This is a genomic window from Fontibacillus panacisegetis, assembly GCF_900102215.1.
GTDB classification, from domain to species: Bacteria; Bacillota; Bacilli; order Paenibacillales; family Paenibacillaceae; genus Fontibacillus; species Fontibacillus panacisegetis.
This window is the reverse complement of record NZ_FNBG01000001.1, coordinates 1-15,885: the sequence shown is the minus strand read 5'-3', so window position 1 is coordinate 15,885 and position 15,885 is coordinate 1. Positions and strand designations below refer to the sequence as shown.

Annotated in this window: 14 protein-coding genes and 2 pseudogenes; 7 read left to right on the top strand and 9 right to left on the bottom strand. The window is 42.7% G+C overall.

Annotation, left to right across the window (positions count from 1 at the left end; genetic code table 11):
- Positions 1-27: 27 nt before the first annotated feature.
- The 6 genes from BLS49_RS00085 to BLS49_RS00060 all read left to right on the top strand — a co-directional run bounded on the left by BLS49_RS00085 (position 28) and on the right by BLS49_RS00060 (position 7,491).
- The gene (locus BLS49_RS00085) at positions 28-1,962 is read left to right on the top strand and encodes a beta propeller repeat protein (protein WP_091225686.1); all 1,935 of its coding nucleotides are present in this window, start codon (positions 28-30) and stop codon (positions 1,960-1,962) included.
- 243 nt (positions 1,963-2,205) lie between these two features.
- Positions 2,206-2,556, top strand: coding sequence for a DUF3169 family protein (locus tag BLS49_RS00080; protein ID WP_483863938.1), 351 nt, complete (start codon positions 2,206-2,208; stop codon positions 2,554-2,556).
- Between the two features lie 766 nt (positions 2,557-3,322).
- Positions 3,323-4,315: an alpha/beta fold hydrolase gene (locus BLS49_RS00075; RefSeq protein WP_091225683.1), complete on the top strand. Its 993-nt coding sequence runs from the start codon at positions 3,323-3,325 to the stop codon at positions 4,313-4,315.
- A gap of 156 nt (positions 4,316-4,471) precedes the next feature.
- Complete coding sequence (locus BLS49_RS00070) at positions 4,472-5,449, top strand: alpha/beta hydrolase (protein ID WP_091225682.1); 978 nt, start codon at positions 4,472-4,474, stop codon at positions 5,447-5,449.
- Positions 5,450-6,088: 639 nt separating this feature from the next.
- Positions 6,089-6,736, top strand: coding sequence for a TetR/AcrR family transcriptional regulator (locus tag BLS49_RS00065; RefSeq protein ID WP_091225681.1), 648 nt, complete (start codon positions 6,089-6,091; stop codon positions 6,734-6,736).
- On the top strand, positions 6,724-7,491 hold the full coding sequence (locus BLS49_RS00060) for a class I SAM-dependent methyltransferase (protein ID WP_091225680.1): 768 nt from the start codon (positions 6,724-6,726) through the stop codon (positions 7,489-7,491). Before BLS49_RS00065 ends, BLS49_RS00060 begins: the two co-directional genes overlap by 13 nt.
- Before the next feature lie 296 nt (positions 7,492-7,787).
- On the opposite strand, the pseudogene BLS49_RS00050 reads toward BLS49_RS00060, so the two are convergent.
- Positions 7,788-7,928 (bottom strand): annotated as a pseudogene (locus tag BLS49_RS00050) (IS200/IS605 family transposase); the annotation flags it as partial.
- Here BLS49_RS00050 and BLS49_RS00045 point away from each other — a divergent pair.
- Positions 7,927-8,043: pseudogene (locus BLS49_RS00045) on the top strand (IS200/IS605 family transposase); the annotation flags it as partial. The pseudogenes BLS49_RS00050 and BLS49_RS00045 overlap by 2 nt on opposite strands.
- A 449-nt stretch (positions 8,044-8,492) precedes the next feature.
- Here BLS49_RS00045 and xerS read toward each other — a convergent pair.
- The 8 genes from xerS to tnpA form a co-directional block, all read right to left on the bottom strand.
- Positions 8,493-9,563: a tyrosine recombinase XerS gene (gene xerS, locus BLS49_RS00040; protein ID WP_091225678.1), complete on the bottom strand. Its 1,071-nt coding sequence runs from the start codon at positions 9,561-9,563 to the stop codon at positions 8,493-8,495.
- A gap of 608 nt (positions 9,564-10,171) precedes the next feature.
- On the bottom strand, positions 10,172-10,411 hold the full coding sequence (locus BLS49_RS00035; protein WP_091225677.1) for a NifU family protein: 240 nt from the start codon (positions 10,409-10,411) through the stop codon (positions 10,172-10,174).
- A 49-nt stretch (positions 10,412-10,460) separates the two neighbouring features.
- On the bottom strand, positions 10,461-10,673 hold the full coding sequence (locus tag BLS49_RS00030) for a hypothetical protein (protein WP_091226413.1): 213 nt from the start codon (positions 10,671-10,673) through the stop codon (positions 10,461-10,463).
- Between the two features lie 57 nt (positions 10,674-10,730).
- Positions 10,731-12,128, bottom strand: coding sequence for a Fe-S cluster assembly protein SufB (gene sufB / locus BLS49_RS00025; protein WP_091225676.1), 1,398 nt, complete (start codon positions 12,126-12,128; stop codon positions 10,731-10,733).
- 53 nt (positions 12,129-12,181) lie between these two features.
- A complete protein-coding gene (gene sufD, locus BLS49_RS00020; protein WP_091226412.1) occupies positions 12,182-13,465 on the bottom strand; it encodes a Fe-S cluster assembly protein SufD in 1,284 nt (427 codons plus the stop codon).
- Positions 13,466-13,509: 44 nt separating this feature from the next.
- Positions 13,510-14,289 (bottom strand): Fe-S cluster assembly ATPase SufC, encoded by a 780-nt coding sequence (gene sufC, locus BLS49_RS00015; RefSeq protein WP_091225675.1) that lies wholly within the window; start codon positions 14,287-14,289, stop codon positions 13,510-13,512.
- A complete protein-coding gene (locus BLS49_RS00010; protein WP_245742211.1) occupies positions 14,270-14,791 on the bottom strand; it encodes a MarR family transcriptional regulator in 522 nt (173 codons plus the stop codon). The genes sufC and BLS49_RS00010 overlap by 20 nt, the downstream gene beginning before the upstream one ends.
- A 477-nt stretch (positions 14,792-15,268) precedes the next feature.
- Positions 15,269-15,742: an IS200/IS605 family transposase gene (tnpA, locus tag BLS49_RS00005; protein WP_091225674.1), complete on the bottom strand. Its 474-nt coding sequence runs from the start codon at positions 15,740-15,742 to the stop codon at positions 15,269-15,271.
- Between the last annotated feature and the right edge of the window lie 143 nt (positions 15,743-15,885).

The following is a 15,885-nucleotide window of genomic DNA, read 5'->3' as shown; positions in this document are numbered from 1 at the left end:
AACGTATTTAAAGGAGAATGAGTACTAATGAAGTGGGTAAAAAGTGCAATTGTGTTATTATGCTTATTTTTGTTTGTTACCTCCTTACCAAGCAGGGCGGCAGCGGGGTCACTTCCGGTCTTTACCAAGCAGTCAGATTTCTTTGCCAGCGACCTGTATGATATTGCCTATGGAAATAATATATACATAGCAGTGGGCAGCGATGGGGCGATTGTGCGTTCGACGGATGCGAAATCATGGGCCGTCATTTCCTCTGGCACATCTACTAAAATCCACGCTGTCGCCTTCGGAAATGGCGTATTTGTTGCAGTGGGCAACAACAACACCATTCTGACCTCTGCCGACGGCAACATCTGGAAGAAGCAATCCTTGACCTTCTCGACCAAATCAGTCACTAATATGAAGGAAGCAAAAAAGGGAGACTTTGCTAAGAATCGGGTCCAGTCCAATACGAGTGTAATATGGGATGGCAAGCAATTCGTCATTCTGACGCAAATGGATGCCTATACCATTGATACATATAAAAAAATGAGCAGTACAGGGTATGTGTTCGTATCCACCTCCAAGAATGGCCAGGGCTGGAAAACAACACAGGTGGCGCCTTATTTGTATCATGCAAGCAAGCTTAAATATTTGAATGGAGCCTACTATCTGTTCTCGGATTACAAGGTCATGACTAGCAAAAATCTGGTGAATTGGTCTTCTGTTGAAAAGTCTTACATCGACGCCGCCTTTGGATCAAGCGGGTTTGTGGTGGCATTCGACCGGATAGATGCTGCCCGGCCAAGACCGGCTGTGCTAAAGGCCAGCAGCTTTCAGGGGATCAAGTCCGCGAGTCCCAAGGATTTGCTGGATTGGGGAGATTCCACAGGAGCCTCATCTATTGATTACGTACATAATCAATATGTAATGAGTGCTGCGGGAGGTTATCTGGCAGTCTCTAACGACGGCAGCACCTGGAAAGCAATCAACCTATTCGACCAGCCCGGGGAGGATGCGAAGGAAGGTGATTCGTCTGTATTTTCTCTCCAGGACATTAACGCTGAACGAATGATCCTCTATAAGACGATATGGGACGGACATCAATACATTGCTGTCAGTTCATTTGGGGGTATATATACTTCTACTGACTTGAAACATTTTGAAAAAAGCACCCTACAGAAGGCTGCACCTGTCGGTACGGATTTGTATGGGGTTGGATTTACGGAGGGAACTTACTATTTATATGGCTCCAACGGAAGATTTCTTACCTCCACTGACGCTCATGAGTGGAAACAAACCTTCGATGTGTCCAAATACGATAACGTGGTGAGCGTTGCATATCATGGACAGGATTTTGCTTTGGTTACCCAGGAGGAAGACTGGTACTGGAAGTCGATGAAAAGCAGCTATAGCTTTACAGCAGTTCGTAGTGAAGAGGCGGAGCCGGTAAGCAAGTCCCTGAGTGATCTCGATCATCCGATTGATGTAAAGTGGGATGGGCAGTCCTTTATTGGACGAACTTACTTTGGTAACAAATATCAGCTTGCCAGCGGCTCGATGAATTGGAAGGATATCACTTCTGCAAGCCCTGTGGAGCTCAAAAATGAGCCCATCGTGGTCAAAGGTCATGATACAACCGTGAAGTATGAGTATTCGGACAATGGAGGCGCAGCACTGTACTATTTGCAAAATGGGAAGTGGATTAAAGCGAATTTCCCGGCCTGGTCGGATTATGAGAAGGCTTATTTCAAGTATGAAGATCACCATACCAAGCGAGGGGATACCCTTAGTACCGTAATTTATGGGAACGGGGAGTTTATGGCAGTGGGAGCGGGAGGAACCATTTTGCGTTCAACGGATGGAAAGACCTGGGCAAGAGTGAAATCAGGCACCTCTGAATATTTGAACGGCATCGTTTGGGATGGAAAACGTTATATCGCTGTAGGCAACAAAGGCACTTATTTGACAAGCGCACAGTAATTTCAAATGACCCAGCATGTGTGGTAGGACAGCAAGGAATGGATACGAAACAACCGATTAAGTAAGTCCGGTAAACATCATTAGACCCGCAGCTATCGCGGGTTCTTTTTTTGGGCTGGAACAATCACGAAGAAAGGATCATAAAAGGGTATTGTTACCCTCATTTGGTCGGTGCTTGCTATTGCCCACGCCTTGGGAGCAGGAAGCTCAAGGGATACCCTAAGTGCTTACATGGTGGTGAACTTGGTCAGCAGTTGCGTCACGTTGCTTGTAGCCATGTTTCTTCAGCATCGTACTCTTGTGATCTACAACAAGGTCTATCCGGATCGAATGCTGAATCTGAAATCTAACAGCCGGAAAGAGGCAGAACGTGAACTACTTGCCAAAATGGACGAAGGCGAGAGGTGGACGGTCTATCGGTCTGCCTATTCTGCCTATAAGACTACCAATAAGATGCTAATCGCAGGCATCATGCTTTTCACGCTGTATTCCATGATGTTCGGCTTTACTCCGCTACCTATTATCGTCTTGGGCATCATACTACTGGTGCAGCAAACGGCCTATTATCGTGAATTCGGCAAGATGTATAAATAATTATCCTAATTTAATGAAGTGATCTTATACTGCAGGGGAGTCATTCCCTCATATTTTTTAAACAGTTACATAAAATATTTTTCGTCTCGGATGGGGCTGTCCCAAAAGTAGGGTTAGTGTCAAAACTAGAAATAGCGGTGTAAGGAAGATGATCCCTGCACCGCTTGATCCTGCCACACTTTCTATGACCGTATCTCATGTGTAATAGTGTCATGATGCGGAATTCCTGAAATTCCTGCAAATGTGCAAGCTTTGTTTATGTAAAACCTCTAAATGCCCTAAATTGTTGCAAATGTGCAGGCTTCCTCTAAGGATTCTCTTCAAACTAGTCTATTCTGAAACATATTCCTGCATTTTTGCAGGCTTTTGTTCATCCTTTCATAGCTACTTTAATAAAACTGTATTTTTGCATCCTTTTCCTGATATCTTGCCTTTACACTGCTAAACAAGAAGCGTCCCTCAAAGTTATCTTAGATAACTTTGGGACAGCCTCTTCTTTTATGCTGATCAATGGAAGGCTTATGCCCGTAATGTTCTTCTCCCCCTTTCAGGAAAAAATATTGCCCTGAAGCTACCGAATGGGGAACATTGGATTGGGTGATACATAAGGTTCCTTCAAGTACGAAAATTAGCACATTGTAGTCAAATATCCGCCTATGTTCATGTTCCGTTCATATTGCATTCATTGAGAGGACATTTTGGTTTGCTAGACTCACATTAGTGGATCGCAACACCATTGTAGAGATAACAAGAGGAGCTGACGAGTTTGACACAACCAGTAGGAAAGGAAGTAAGGTATAGTACAAAAACAAAGAGAGTGCTACATATTTTGCTTAAAGTAATCGTCACGGTAGTTATAGCCATCTTATTATTTATCGCCATCGTGTATACCGTAAATAAAATCAGCAGTCATTCAGAACAAAAAAGATTGGAACCATACGGTCAGCATGTATCTGTAGATGGAAAACAGATGAATGTTTTCATTCAAGGTCAAGGTGTAGAAACCGTTGTGATTCTTCCTGGTTATGGAACAGCGGCACCTGCACTTGATTTTAAGCCACTCATATCTGAGTTAATCCCTTATTATAAAGTCGTCGTGATTGAACCTTTTGGTTACGGATTGAGCGATCAAACCCAGAAGGAGCGCAGTACAGCAAATATCGTAAGCGAAATTCATGAAGCATTACAAAGTCTCCATGTGGATCGTTACATTCTCATGGCTCATTCCATTTCGGGACTCTACAGTCTGGATTATGTGAACCAATATCCAAACGAAGTGAGCGCGTTTATCGGGCTGGATAGCAGTGTTCCATCGCTGAGTGAACAGAAGGTTGATTCGTCAGTGACAAAACCGATTAAATGGTTCCGCAACCTGGGCTTCGCCCGTTTACAATTGAAACTGGGTGCTGACCCTTACGATGGACTGCCCTATGATGAACAAACTAAAGAACAATTGAACATTTTGATACGCAAAAACATGTATAATACAACTCAATTAAACGAGGCAGTGAGCATGTATTCCAATTTTAAAGCAGGTGAACGGCTAGCTTTTCCACCCAATTTACCTGTCCTTTTCTTTGTCCAAGCGAATCATCCTGTGACGGACCAATGGCTACCCGAACATGAGAAGCAAATAGAGGACTCTGTACATGGAGAAATGGTCTTATTGGACGCAGGGCATTATTTATATCGTTCCCATCCAAAAGAAATCTCAAAAAAAATAAGGGATTTTACCGGCGATATTAAAATAAAAAATTGAATTTTAGACCGTTAATCTGAGTACCGGGTTAACGGTTTTTTTGTGCTTGTTCATATTCCGTTCATATTGCCGTCACGAAGGGGACATCTTGCTTGATTACACTTTAAATATGTCGCCAAGGTGGCTCTACAGATACAAGGACAGGAGAAGATGAACTTGACAAAAACGGTGGAAATAAAAAAAAACGGGATCAAAAACCGTAAGAAACGGAACTTATGGTTAAAAATAATTGGAGGTATTTTCGGGGCGCTTGTGCTGTTCATGGGCATCGTGTTTGTCGTTAATGCAATCAGTAACGGGGTCGAGAAAAAGAAAATCGAACCGTATGGCCAGTATGTCAATGTGGATGGAAAAAAAATGAATGTGCTCATTCAAGGCAGTGGGGAACAGGCTATCGTTCTCCTTCCGGGACAAGGAACCCCGTCGCCTGCGCTTGATTTCAAATTGTTGATCGATGAATTATCTCCTAATTACAAAATCGTAGCGATCGAGCCTTTCGGTTATGGGTTGAGCGACGAAACCGAGAAAGAAAGAACAACGGAGAATGTCGTAAGCGAAGTTCACGAAGCTGTGCAACAGCTGGGGATTGACCGTTACGTTCTGATGGGACATTCCATCGCGGGGCTTTACGGAGTGTCCTATGTGAACAACTATCCGGATGAAGTTCTTGCTTTTGTCGGCATCGATAGCAGTGTCCCTAATCAACCGGGCATGGATGTCAAATTGCCTTTGAAATCCATGCAGTTTCTTCAAGAATCAGGTCTGATGAGATTGCTCAAAAAAGTGAGCGGAGATCCATACGGGGCGCTTGCATTCGATGAGCATACCAAAGAACAGATGAATTTGATTTCGAATCAAGTCACGAGCAATCCAACGATGATGGATGAGCTCCGACACCTCGGTTCCAATTTTAAAAATGGAGAACAACTCACCTACCCTCATGATTTGCCGTTGCTTCTCTTCGTTCAATCAAATAACGAGCATAATGAGCAGTGGGTTCCGCTGCATGAAGAGCAAGCCAAACAATCTGCACAGGGCAAAATGATCCCGATGGAAGGTTCACATTACCTGCATCATACGAAATTCAAAGAAATCGCCGAGGAATTCAAAGCGTACATGAACCAAATCCAATAGTATGGTTGATAATTAAACTGCGGTGCCGAACTCGGTGCCGTGGTTTCTTTGTTTTGCGATTCGATAGGAGAATGGTGATGATTAAATACCGATTTCAAGTTTGGGGCATTTCATCAATTGCCTCCGATTTGAATATGGCACAGGAGTGTTAACGGTTTGACCGCATTAAGAAGGTGAGAGGGATTAGAGCTTGTGTCTCTGGAATATGCATTCTCAGTATTAATCTTAACTTATTGTATTTAATCGTGTAAAAAATTACTACCGTCCCAATCACACAGATTCAAGCTCTGCTTGAAATGGCCAAGAATGATATAAATGAATGAAGAGATCCGCAAAGGTGTCCCAAAAAACAATATAGATTATGGATTAGATCAGATGCGGAACCCCCCACAATCATGGGCAAGTCACGAGCACTTTAATCCTGTTGGCAGCTCTGTGTTATATTGTTGTAATAATATCGAATCAATACCTTATGAAATTAATCCTACAGCAAAGCAAGATATGTTAATGTCATTGTGGATTTAAAGAGCTTTTCTTAGATACCAACTATAATGTAAATTAGAAAAACCTATTGATAAGTAAACGATCGTTGACTATAATGATGTTAAACGGTAGTTTACTGTATGGGAGGATTTTTAGATGGCCGACACTAAAGAAAACATTTTACATACTGCGCTCCACTTGTTTGCGCGGGATGGTTATGAAGCTGTTTCGGTTAGCGCTATTGCTGGGGAGCTTGGAATGACAAAAGGAGCTTTATATAAGCACTATAAGAATAAGAAGGATATATTTGACAACATTGTGGAGCGTATCTATCAGATAGATATTGAAAGAGCGAAAAAGTATGAAGTGCCGGAGGAAACATTTGATAAATCACCATCGACCTACCGCAATACTACTGTGGATAAAATCAAGGTTTTCATCGAAGCGCAGTTTCGTTTTTGGACGGAGGACGAATTTGCCAGTAATTTCCGAAAAATGTTGACTTTGGAGCAATACAGGAACCCGGAAATAATGGAACTGTATCAAAAATGCCTTGTAAGCGGGCCGGTCAGCTATATGGAAGATTTATTCCGTGAACTGATAGAACAAGGTATTTGGAACAAAAGCAGTCCGAAACAGCTTGCGCTTGAATTTTATGCGCCGTTTTATTTGTTGGTAAGCATGTCAGATACAATGCCTGACAAGAAAGAGGCCGCTAAGCTATTAGCGGCACACATTGAGTGGTCTATAGAAAAGAACGCCGCCCCACAGAAACAAAAGGAGTATGAGCAATGGAAGAAATAACAATACACGAATTTGAATTTGCCCTCATCAATGAATTTTTCACAGAGCTTGAACGGCAGGGACCCGGCAGCTCCGAAGAAACCATCAGGGCATTGGGTTTTATCGGCAACCTTTCAAACAAAACAAAAATTGCCGATTTAGGCTGCGGCTCAGGCGCTCAAACAATGGTTCTGGCGCAAAATACAGAAGCAGCCATCACCGCCCTCGACCTTTATGCTGGCTCGATTGATAAACTTAACGCAACAGCCGGAAAACTTGGTTTGCAGAACAGGGTAAAAGGTATTGTCGGTTCAATGGATCATTTGCCGTTTCAGAATGACGAATTTGATCTTATATGGTCTGAGGGAGCTATTGCCAATATAGGTTTTGAAAAAGGCTTGAATCACTGGAAGGACTTCCTCAAAAAAGATGGTTATATTGCCATAACATATGAGTCATGGTTTACCGATGAACGCCCTGCTGAAATTGAGAAATGGTGGGTGGACGCAGTTCCTGAAATGGACACAATAGGGCATAATATTTCCATCATGCAAAAAACAGGTTATATTCCTGTTGCCGCATTTACGCTGCCTGAAAGTTGTTGGATAGACAATTATTTTATTCCGCAAAAAGCAAGGCAAGAAGAATTCTTGAAAAAACATGCGGGAAATAAAACCGTTGAGGATATGATTACATTTATGAGGCGTGAGGCAGACTTGTATTCAAAATACAAACAGTATTATGGATATGTATTTTATATTGGAAAGAAGATGTAAATTAAGCTCTTGTAAGATAAAATATAGGCTTTGGAGATATTAAGCAAAATTGGCAATATATTCACCGCCCCGACGGAAATAAAAAAAACCGTTGTTGCGGCGGCTGGATAGCTGTGCGCTGAATATGGGAATGTATCCGAGCAGCGGTTTTGAAAATCATGACCACCCGTCCAACGGGTGGTTTGCACTTGGGGTATAACCCCCTGTTGCCAAACTGCGCCTAAAGACGCTAGCCTGACCACAAATCTGTTCAGGCTCATTGTTATTTGTCACTTCCACTTCCCAGTTAAACTGGGTTATTTCTTTTTGCTCCTTTTGTCGCTGAATGGATCTTCATACTCTTTTACACTCAGTTTATCTATCGCTTGGTCGTGTGCTTCTTGTTCACGAATGTACTTTGCTACGGTTGCTTCATTCAAACTCACTGTACTCACATATGTCAGTACAGTGGGTCTGAACGAAGCAACGATTCGAAAAAATATTCAGGAGCAGGAAAGTCACGATATCGCACTGGATAAGCTGAGTGTGAAGGAATATGAAAATCCCTTCTAGGGGTAGCAGGTAATAAAAGCACCCCTTCAGGGGTAGGCAAAAGCGGCAAAGGCATAGTAGCTTGAACGAAGTGAAAGCTAGCGCCTTTAGACGCGAGTCGGTAATAAAGGCTTATAGCCTTAGAGCAAACCACCCGTTTGACGGGTGGTTATGATGTGTGCCTCACAGTCACACGATCTAGGTGGTTCAAATCCACTCGGCAACTTTACCCTTTACAAGTGCCGTAGCCGAAGTAGAGGTCCTACCCTCCAAAGAGGAGGACTGACAGGGTGTTCACCAAGAGGGTGAATCCGAAAGGTCTGCAGGCAAAGTCCAGCCCGGAATGTAATGTGAACCAGAGGTGGCGTAGATGCTGGGTGACCTGCCGTCATAACGGGGAAACCTTTTCACATATGTACAAAATACGGGTTTTGTGAATATGTATTAAACAAACCGTGTAATAACGCGGTTTATCGGTCCATATTATTAACGGCCTTCCTCATCTCATCATCAGTCAAATGTGTATATATCATTGTCGTTTGAATTGATGAATGACCTAATTGATTTTTCAATCTGGGCACATCATTGTTTTCAAGATGATAGCGAGTTGCAAAGGAATGTCGCAGAGAATGCACTGTCAAAGAAGGTTTTCCAAAAGCTATTGCATATTTTTCAATTAGTTTTTCGATTGATCTTTGTGTTAAACGTCGACTTTTTCCTTTGCGACCTACAGGAGCTGCAATGAACAAATAATTTTCGTTTTTTTCTGGTACATACCTTGATGCTCTAATATGCAAGTAACTTTCTAAATCAAATAAGGCTTGCTTGCTAAAATAAACATATTGTTCTTTATCACCTTTACGTATAACACGCACTAAAGCTTTATTGATATCTAAGTCTTCCAGATTAATTCCTGCGACCTCAGACAGTCTAAGTCCTGAACCTAAAATTAGCGAAACAATAGCTGTATCACGCTCACGATTAAACTGATGAAAATTATAAATTCGCTTTTTTTCCTTGTACTTTTCTCCAAAATCATAAGCAACAAATTGCCTAAACGCTTCAAAATCGTCTTCTCTTAGAATTTTCCCCTCAATACGGTTTGCAATGGTTTCTTGGCTTTCTTTTATCGCAATTAAATCCATTTTGGCCATAACATTACGCTGGATATAAGGCTTCAGATCGCTAGTTTCAGCTTTATTCTGAAGGTAATCAAATAAGGACTTCAGTGAGGATAATTTACGATTAATCGTGAGTTTTGTATTACCAAGTTGATAATCCAGGAACGATAAGAAATTTTCTACTTCACGAATTGTTAATGATTCAAGTGATTCTAATTTAATCTCTTTTCGACTCGTTGACGTTAGGTTTTCTGTAACAAGCCAATCGAAGAAAATAATGTAGTCATGACAGTAGTTAAGAAGTGTCGTTGGAGAAAGTGTTCTTTTTTTGCTATCAATAAATTCAGTGACGTACCAAGGTAAATCAGACAGTTTTTCATCAATACGCTGCATGTAATGCATCTTCATCTGTTTGTCCATATGTATTAACCTCCGTGCATATAATATATTCGATTTATATTTATTCGTCAAATTATTATTTTACGTAATTATTGATATTAGCTCGATCCTTTAATGACCAAAAAAAAAAAATCAATCAGGCTTTATTAATTAGTAGTGCTTGGTAACACATTCCCAGCGAGGTCACCGGAACAACCATGGCCGGCGGGAGACGCTTTATTAGTACAAGCGCCTTAGACCCGGAGAATCGTCTACAAAGATTCGTGACAGTGAACTGCCTGTAAAATGCTGCTGAATACCCGGTTGCTGTCGTGCGTATCTTAAAAACGATCGATTGGATCACGATTGTCTTAATAAAGTAAATCAATCATTAATTAACAAAAGACCGCTTTTGCGATCTTTTGATTTTTATATGTCCCCCCTATTAAACATTAAACAAATAGGCCTTTTTTGTTTATTTCCTGACCAACCTTGAAAAATGTCCCTGTTGTACTTAACAGAGACATTTTTGTGTTAGTGGATGGGTACCATTGTTTGTATTGGTAATTTTTATTCCGGAAAAAGCAAATCGAGTATTTATCATCTGCTTTTCGATTAATCTCTTGGTATTAAAGTCGTTTCCGAGGAATCTAGGATACTTGTATAACTTCTTTAATATCATCGATTTCCTCAAAAATTGCGCGTTCAATAGCGGCTTTTAATGTAATCGTAGCACTTGGGCAACCGTTGCAAGCTCCCAAAAATCTTAATTTGGCTACACCGTTCTCGACCTCAACCAGTTCAGCATCTCCACCGTCACGCAGTAAGAAAGGACGTAGTTTGAGAAGCACTTCCGATACTTCATCGAATAAAACTCCATTGTCCTCCATTATGCCACCCTCCTCTCATTGTTTTACCAACATTCAATTCATGCTTTTTTCATTCTGGATGTTCTGATTGATCCTTTGACTTTTTTAGTAGAGAGGCCTCTTGATCTGAAAGTTCCATTAAAATCGTATAAATTGGAACTGTAGGTATCATCACACCACAACTTGCACTCAGTCCTAAGAGCATATTAAGATAAAACTGAATTTTCTTTTTCTCTCGAGTAATTTGCTCTAATTCTGAGATGTCTGAGTTATTTTTCTTCATTAAAACACACCCCATGCCTCCTAAAAAGTAAAACGCTTGATTGATTAAATTAATATATCAACCGATGCTTCCTTCCATCTCAAATTGAATTAGCCGATTCATTTCAACGGCATATTCCATCGGCAATTCTTTGGTAAACGGCTCAATAAAGCCCATTACAATCATTTGTGTGGCATCTTGCTCCGTAAGCCCGCGGCTCATTAAGTAAAATAGTTGCTCCTCGGACACTTTGGATACTGTTGCCTCGTGCTCCAAAGTAATCTGATCGTTTTTAATTTCATTGTACGGAATTGTATCTGATGTTGAGAGATTGTCCAAAATCAACGTATCGCACTTAATATTGGACTTGGACCCTGCGGAATCGCGGCTGAAGCTGGACAACCCCCGGTAGTTTACTTTGCCTCCCTGTTTGCTGATGGATTTGGATATGATCGTAGATGTTGTCTCGGGAGCAAGGTGAATGACCTTCGCGCCGGCATCCTGATGCTGATCTTTACCAGCTACGGCAATTGAAAGGATGGACCCCTTGGCTCCCCTTCCTTTCAATATTACAGCCGGATACTTCATCGTTACCTTGGAGCCGATGTTGCCGTCCACCCATTCCATTGTGGCGTTTTCCTCTGCCACAGCCCTTTGGGTTACCAAGTTATAAATATTAGGAGCCCAATTCTGGATGGTCGTGTAACGGACACGGGAATCTTTCCGGCAAATAATTTCGATAACTCCGCTATGCAAAGAACTGGTACTATAAATAGGTGCTGTACATCCTTCAACGTAATGGACAAAACTCCCCTCTTCGGCAATAATTAATGTCCGCTCGAATTGTCCCATATTTTCGGAATTGATACGAAAATACCCTTGTATAGGAACCTCACACTGAACACCCTTCGGGATGTATACAAAGCTGCCGCCTGACCAAACGGCACTGTTAAGCGCAGCAAATTTATTGTCAGCGGGCGGGATGATCGTTCCGAAATATTGCTTGAACACTTCAGGATATTGCTTTAAGGCAGTATCCGTATCAAGGAAAATAACCCCCTGCTCCTCCAGTTCCTTCCGCATACTGTGATAGATGACTTCCGACTCGTATTGAGCGGATACGCCTGCCAGGAACTTTTGCTCCGCTTCAGGGATTCCCAGCTTGTCAAAGGTGGCTTTGATCTCGGAAGGAACCTCCTCCCAGGTCTTTCCCTGTTTTTCAGAAGGGCGAACGTAATATTGGATGTCATCAAGATTTAGCCCAGTCAAATCCGCTCCCCACCCAGGCATCGGCATTTTGTAGAATTGTTTCAAAGCTTTCAGCCGAAAATCGAGCATCCATTCCGGTTCTTCCTTGATTCGGGATATTTCCCAGACAATCTCTTCAGTCAGACCTTTTCCGGATTGAAAAATAGACTGGTGCCCGTCGCGAAACCCGTATTTATATTCACCCATATCCGGCGCTTGTTTAGCCATTGTTCTCTCTCCTTTTCCCCTTCATAAGACTCTCTTGGATTAGCTGTAATTCCCTATGATCTGCCGAGCTTGCTCTCCACCAAATTTTGCAGACGACCGCGAACCCCCTCCAGCGGGATTTCCGAAATGACAGGAGCGAGGAATCCGAAAATAACAAGATATTCGGCTTCACTCCGGGATATCCCGCGCGACATCAGATAATAGATTTGTTCTGCATTTACTTGCCCCACGGATGCAGCATGACCGGCGGTTACATCATCCTCATCGATCAGCAGGATCGGATTGGCATCGCCGCGCGCTTTAGGACTTAACATAAGCACGCGTTCTGTTTGCTGACCATCGCAATGGGTTGCGCCTTTTTCAATCTTTGTAATTCCGTTGATAATGGCGGAAGCTTCATCAAGCATGACTGCACGCGTAATCATCTGGCTTACCGAGCTTCTGCCAAAATGCCGGGCTTGAGTTGTATAGCTCGATTTTTGAATGCCCGTGCCAATCGCAATCACCTTAGTGTCGGATACCGACCCATTGCCTTGAAGCAAAGTCTTGGTATCGCTGGCGGTATAACCATTGTTCATCTCGCCGATAATCCATTCCACAGCCCCATCGGCAAGAACGACCGCCCGCCGCTCGGTGAAATCCGTTGTTGCTGCAGCAAGCTGATGAACCGAAGCGACTTGCACCTTTGAGCCCGCTCCCGCAAAGACCTCCACCACACCGTTATGCAATGCCTTGACATCATCCCGGCTCGACACACAATGATCCACATAAACGATCTTGCTGTTGCTCCCGGCCACAATTAAGACGTGAGGGGCGAAACGCACACCGCTTGTATCGTTAAGAAAGATCGCTTGAATCGGCGTTTCAACCTCTACACCGTCCGGGACATATAGAAAAACGCCACCACTCCAGAAGGCGCTGTGCGCAGCAGATAAACGATGCTCTCCCGGCTTCACTGCCTGATAGAGATAACGTTGAACCAACGCCTCATGCTCTTTTGCCGCAGTATGCAGGTCCGTTAAAATGACTCCCTGGGCGGCTAAGCTCTCGGACAATTCCGTATACACTACATCCGAATTGAACTGAACGATCAGTCCGCCTTTCACTGGAGAAGCAACCAAACCTCGAACAACCTCCGGCGCATCTTCCAAACTTGACCACGGATTCTCAGCTTTGTAATCTCCTGTTTCGTAGATATCCCATTTCTCAAGTTTAGTTTTCTCCACTTTAGGCAGCTCCAGCGTTCCTTCCAGCTTGAGTGCCTGAATCCGGCGTTCAAGCAGCCAATGAGGCTCACCTATAGCACTTGACCAAGCGCGTAAAGCGTTCGCATTCATTAAATTTATTGCTTGTGTCCCCACATGCTTTTCCTCCTCAGCTTTTAAACTTCTTCGCCTACCGTTTCATCCGTAATCCCAAGCTCCTCTTTTACCCAATCGTACCCTTCAGCCTCTAGACGGTGGGCAAGCTCCGGGCCGCCAGATTTGACAATCCGGCCTTGCATCATGACATGCACAAAATCCGGGGTGATATAATTCAACAGGCGTTGATAATGGGTGATGATTAAAAAACCTCGATCCGGGCTGCGCATCTCATTTACACCATTAGCCACAATACGCAGTGCATCAATATCCAGCCCGGAATCCACTTCGTCCAAAATCACGAATTTGGGCTCAAGCAGCATCATTTGCAAAATCTCATTCCGCTTTTTTTCACCGCCGGAAAATCCCTCATTCAAATAACGATGTGCGAATTCCGGGTTCATCTCCAGCCCCTTCATTTTGCTCTCCATTTCACGGATAAAACGGATTAAGGAGATCTCATCGCCTTCTTCACGCCGTGCATTGATGGCACTTCTGAGAAAGTCCGAGTTCGTCACCCCGGCAATTTCACTCGGGTATTGCATAGCGAGGAACAAACCTGCCCGGGCACGCTCATCCACCTCCATCTCCAGAAGATCTTCATTGTCCAATGTCACCTTGCCATCCGTAACCTCATATTTGGGATGCCCCATTAAAGCCGAAGCCAATGTGCTTTTTCCCGTCCCATTAGGCCCCATAATCGCATGAATCTCTCCGCCATGAATCTCCAGTGTGAGCCCTTTTAAAATTTCTTTCCCTTCAACTTTGCTTCTTAATTCTTCAATCTTTAAGGTCGTCATTTTCCCCTGCTCCCCTTCCGTAGTCTTCTTCGGCACGCACCAACAAATCACTCATAAATTTTCCGATAGTCTGTAACTCATACTCTGAATAGGATTCGATAAAACGGTAAAAACTTTCTTCTTTCTCTTGATGCAGCTTTTTATGCAAATGATAAACAAGTCTTCCCTTATCCGTTAAGCTAAAATAAATCTCCTTACGATTGTTGTTCAGCTGACTTCTCATAATAAAGTCCGTTTCCAGCAGCTTTGAACAAATATTAGTAATGCTTGCTTTGGACAAATCCATTTTCTTCACAATTCCGGTATGGTTTATAGGTTCAAAATCACCAATGCAATCGATAACGTGTACACTTGTAATATTGTTAGAGAGCATGTCAATCTGTTGCTCTCTGGCTTGTTGCCGAAACATGTCAATTTCATGTTCAGTATACAACTCATTCAGATGCAGCATTTTTATATACTGCTCGTAAAGATGACGTTTAGATGGATACAGAAACTCCAATTGCCCAATCTCCCCTCTCTTGTCTTAATTGTTGCAGACCAAGTTCATTAGCCGCAGCAGCCGGCCGGTCTTTTTGTTCACATCTGAACAAAAATTATGATAGCATAAATGATAATGATTTTCAATCTCATTTATGGCCGGTGATACAAGCTCTTGTCTATTTGTGTATTCTTACGCAAAATAAGTTTTAAAAATGGTGCAATATAAATAACAAATTGACAATACTGCCCGTTAGTTTAATGAATTAACAGGCAAAATAACGATTAGATATACGCCTAATCGGCAATAGGAACATGTTCTTGTCCTTGGCTCGGGACAAGAACTTGTACTGATAAAATCATGACCACCCGTCCAACGGGTGGTTTGCTCTTGGGGTATAACCCCCTGTTGCCAAACTGCGCCTAAAGACGCTAGCCTGACCACAAATCCGTTCAGGCTCAGTGTAATTTGTCATTTTCACTTACCAGTTAAACTGGTTTATTTCTTTTTGTTCCTATAATTGCTGAACGGATCTTCGTACTCTTTTACACTCAGTTTATCTATTGCTTGATCGTGTGCTTCTTGTTCACGAATGTATTTAGCTACGGTTGCTTCATTCAAGCCCACTGTACTCACATAATATCCTTCTGCCCAAAATTTCCGATTTCCGTATTTATACTTTAATTGTGCATGCTTCTCAAAGATCATTAGCGAACTTTTCCCCTTCAGATATCCCATGAATGAGGACACTGATATCTTTGGTGGAATCGCTACCAGCATGTGTACATGATCGGGCATCATGTGCCCTTCTATGATTTCCACTCCCTTGTACTTACATAATCGTTTGAAGATTTCAATTAAGTCTTTCCTCACTTGATTATAGATCTCTTTCCGTCTATACTTCGGGGTGAATACAATGTGGTATTTGCACATCCACTTGGTGTGCGCTAGACTATAGTTCTTGTTTGCCATCTATGACCATTCCTTTCCATTGAGCCTGAACATCTCAATTCTATCGGAATGGTCTTGTTGGTCAAACCCTCGTTCCCTCCACCCGCATAGCGGGTGGTTTTTTGTTTCGCACGCTTCGCGAGCTCAACTGGCTAAAGCCTAAA

Bases quoted from the DNA above. Each gene is read 5' to 3' on its own strand.
- BLS49_RS00085 (WP_091225686.1), top strand. From the start codon at position 28: ATGAAGTGGGTAAAAAGTGCAATTGTGTTATTATGCTTATTTTTGTTT.
- BLS49_RS00065 (WP_091225681.1), top strand. From the start codon at position 6,089: ATGGCCGACACTAAAGAAAACATTTTACATACTGCGCTCCACTTGTTT.
- BLS49_RS00060 (WP_091225680.1), top strand. From the start codon at position 6,724: ATGGAAGAAATAACAATACACGAATTTGAATTTGCCCTCATCAATGAA.
- xerS (WP_091225678.1), bottom strand. From the start codon at position 9,563: ATGGACAAACAGATGAAGATGCATTACATGCAGCGTATTGATGAAAAA.
- BLS49_RS00035 (WP_091225677.1), bottom strand. From the start codon at position 10,411: ATGGAGGACAATGGAGTTTTATTCGATGAAGTATCGGAAGTGCTTCTC.
- BLS49_RS00030 (WP_091226413.1), bottom strand. From the start codon at position 10,673: ATGAAGAAAAATAACTCAGACATCTCAGAATTAGAGCAAATTACTCGA.
- sufB (WP_091225676.1), bottom strand. From the start codon at position 12,128: ATGGCTAAACAAGCGCCGGATATGGGTGAATATAAATACGGGTTTCGC.
- sufD (WP_091226412.1), bottom strand. From the start codon at position 13,465: ATGAATGCGAACGCTTTACGCGCTTGGTCAAGTGCTATAGGTGAGCCT.
- sufC (WP_091225675.1), bottom strand. From the start codon at position 14,289: ATGACGACCTTAAAGATTGAAGAATTAAGAAGCAAAGTTGAAGGGAAA.
- tnpA (WP_091225674.1), bottom strand. From the start codon at position 15,742: ATGGCAAACAAGAACTATAGTCTAGCGCACACCAAGTGGATGTGCAAA.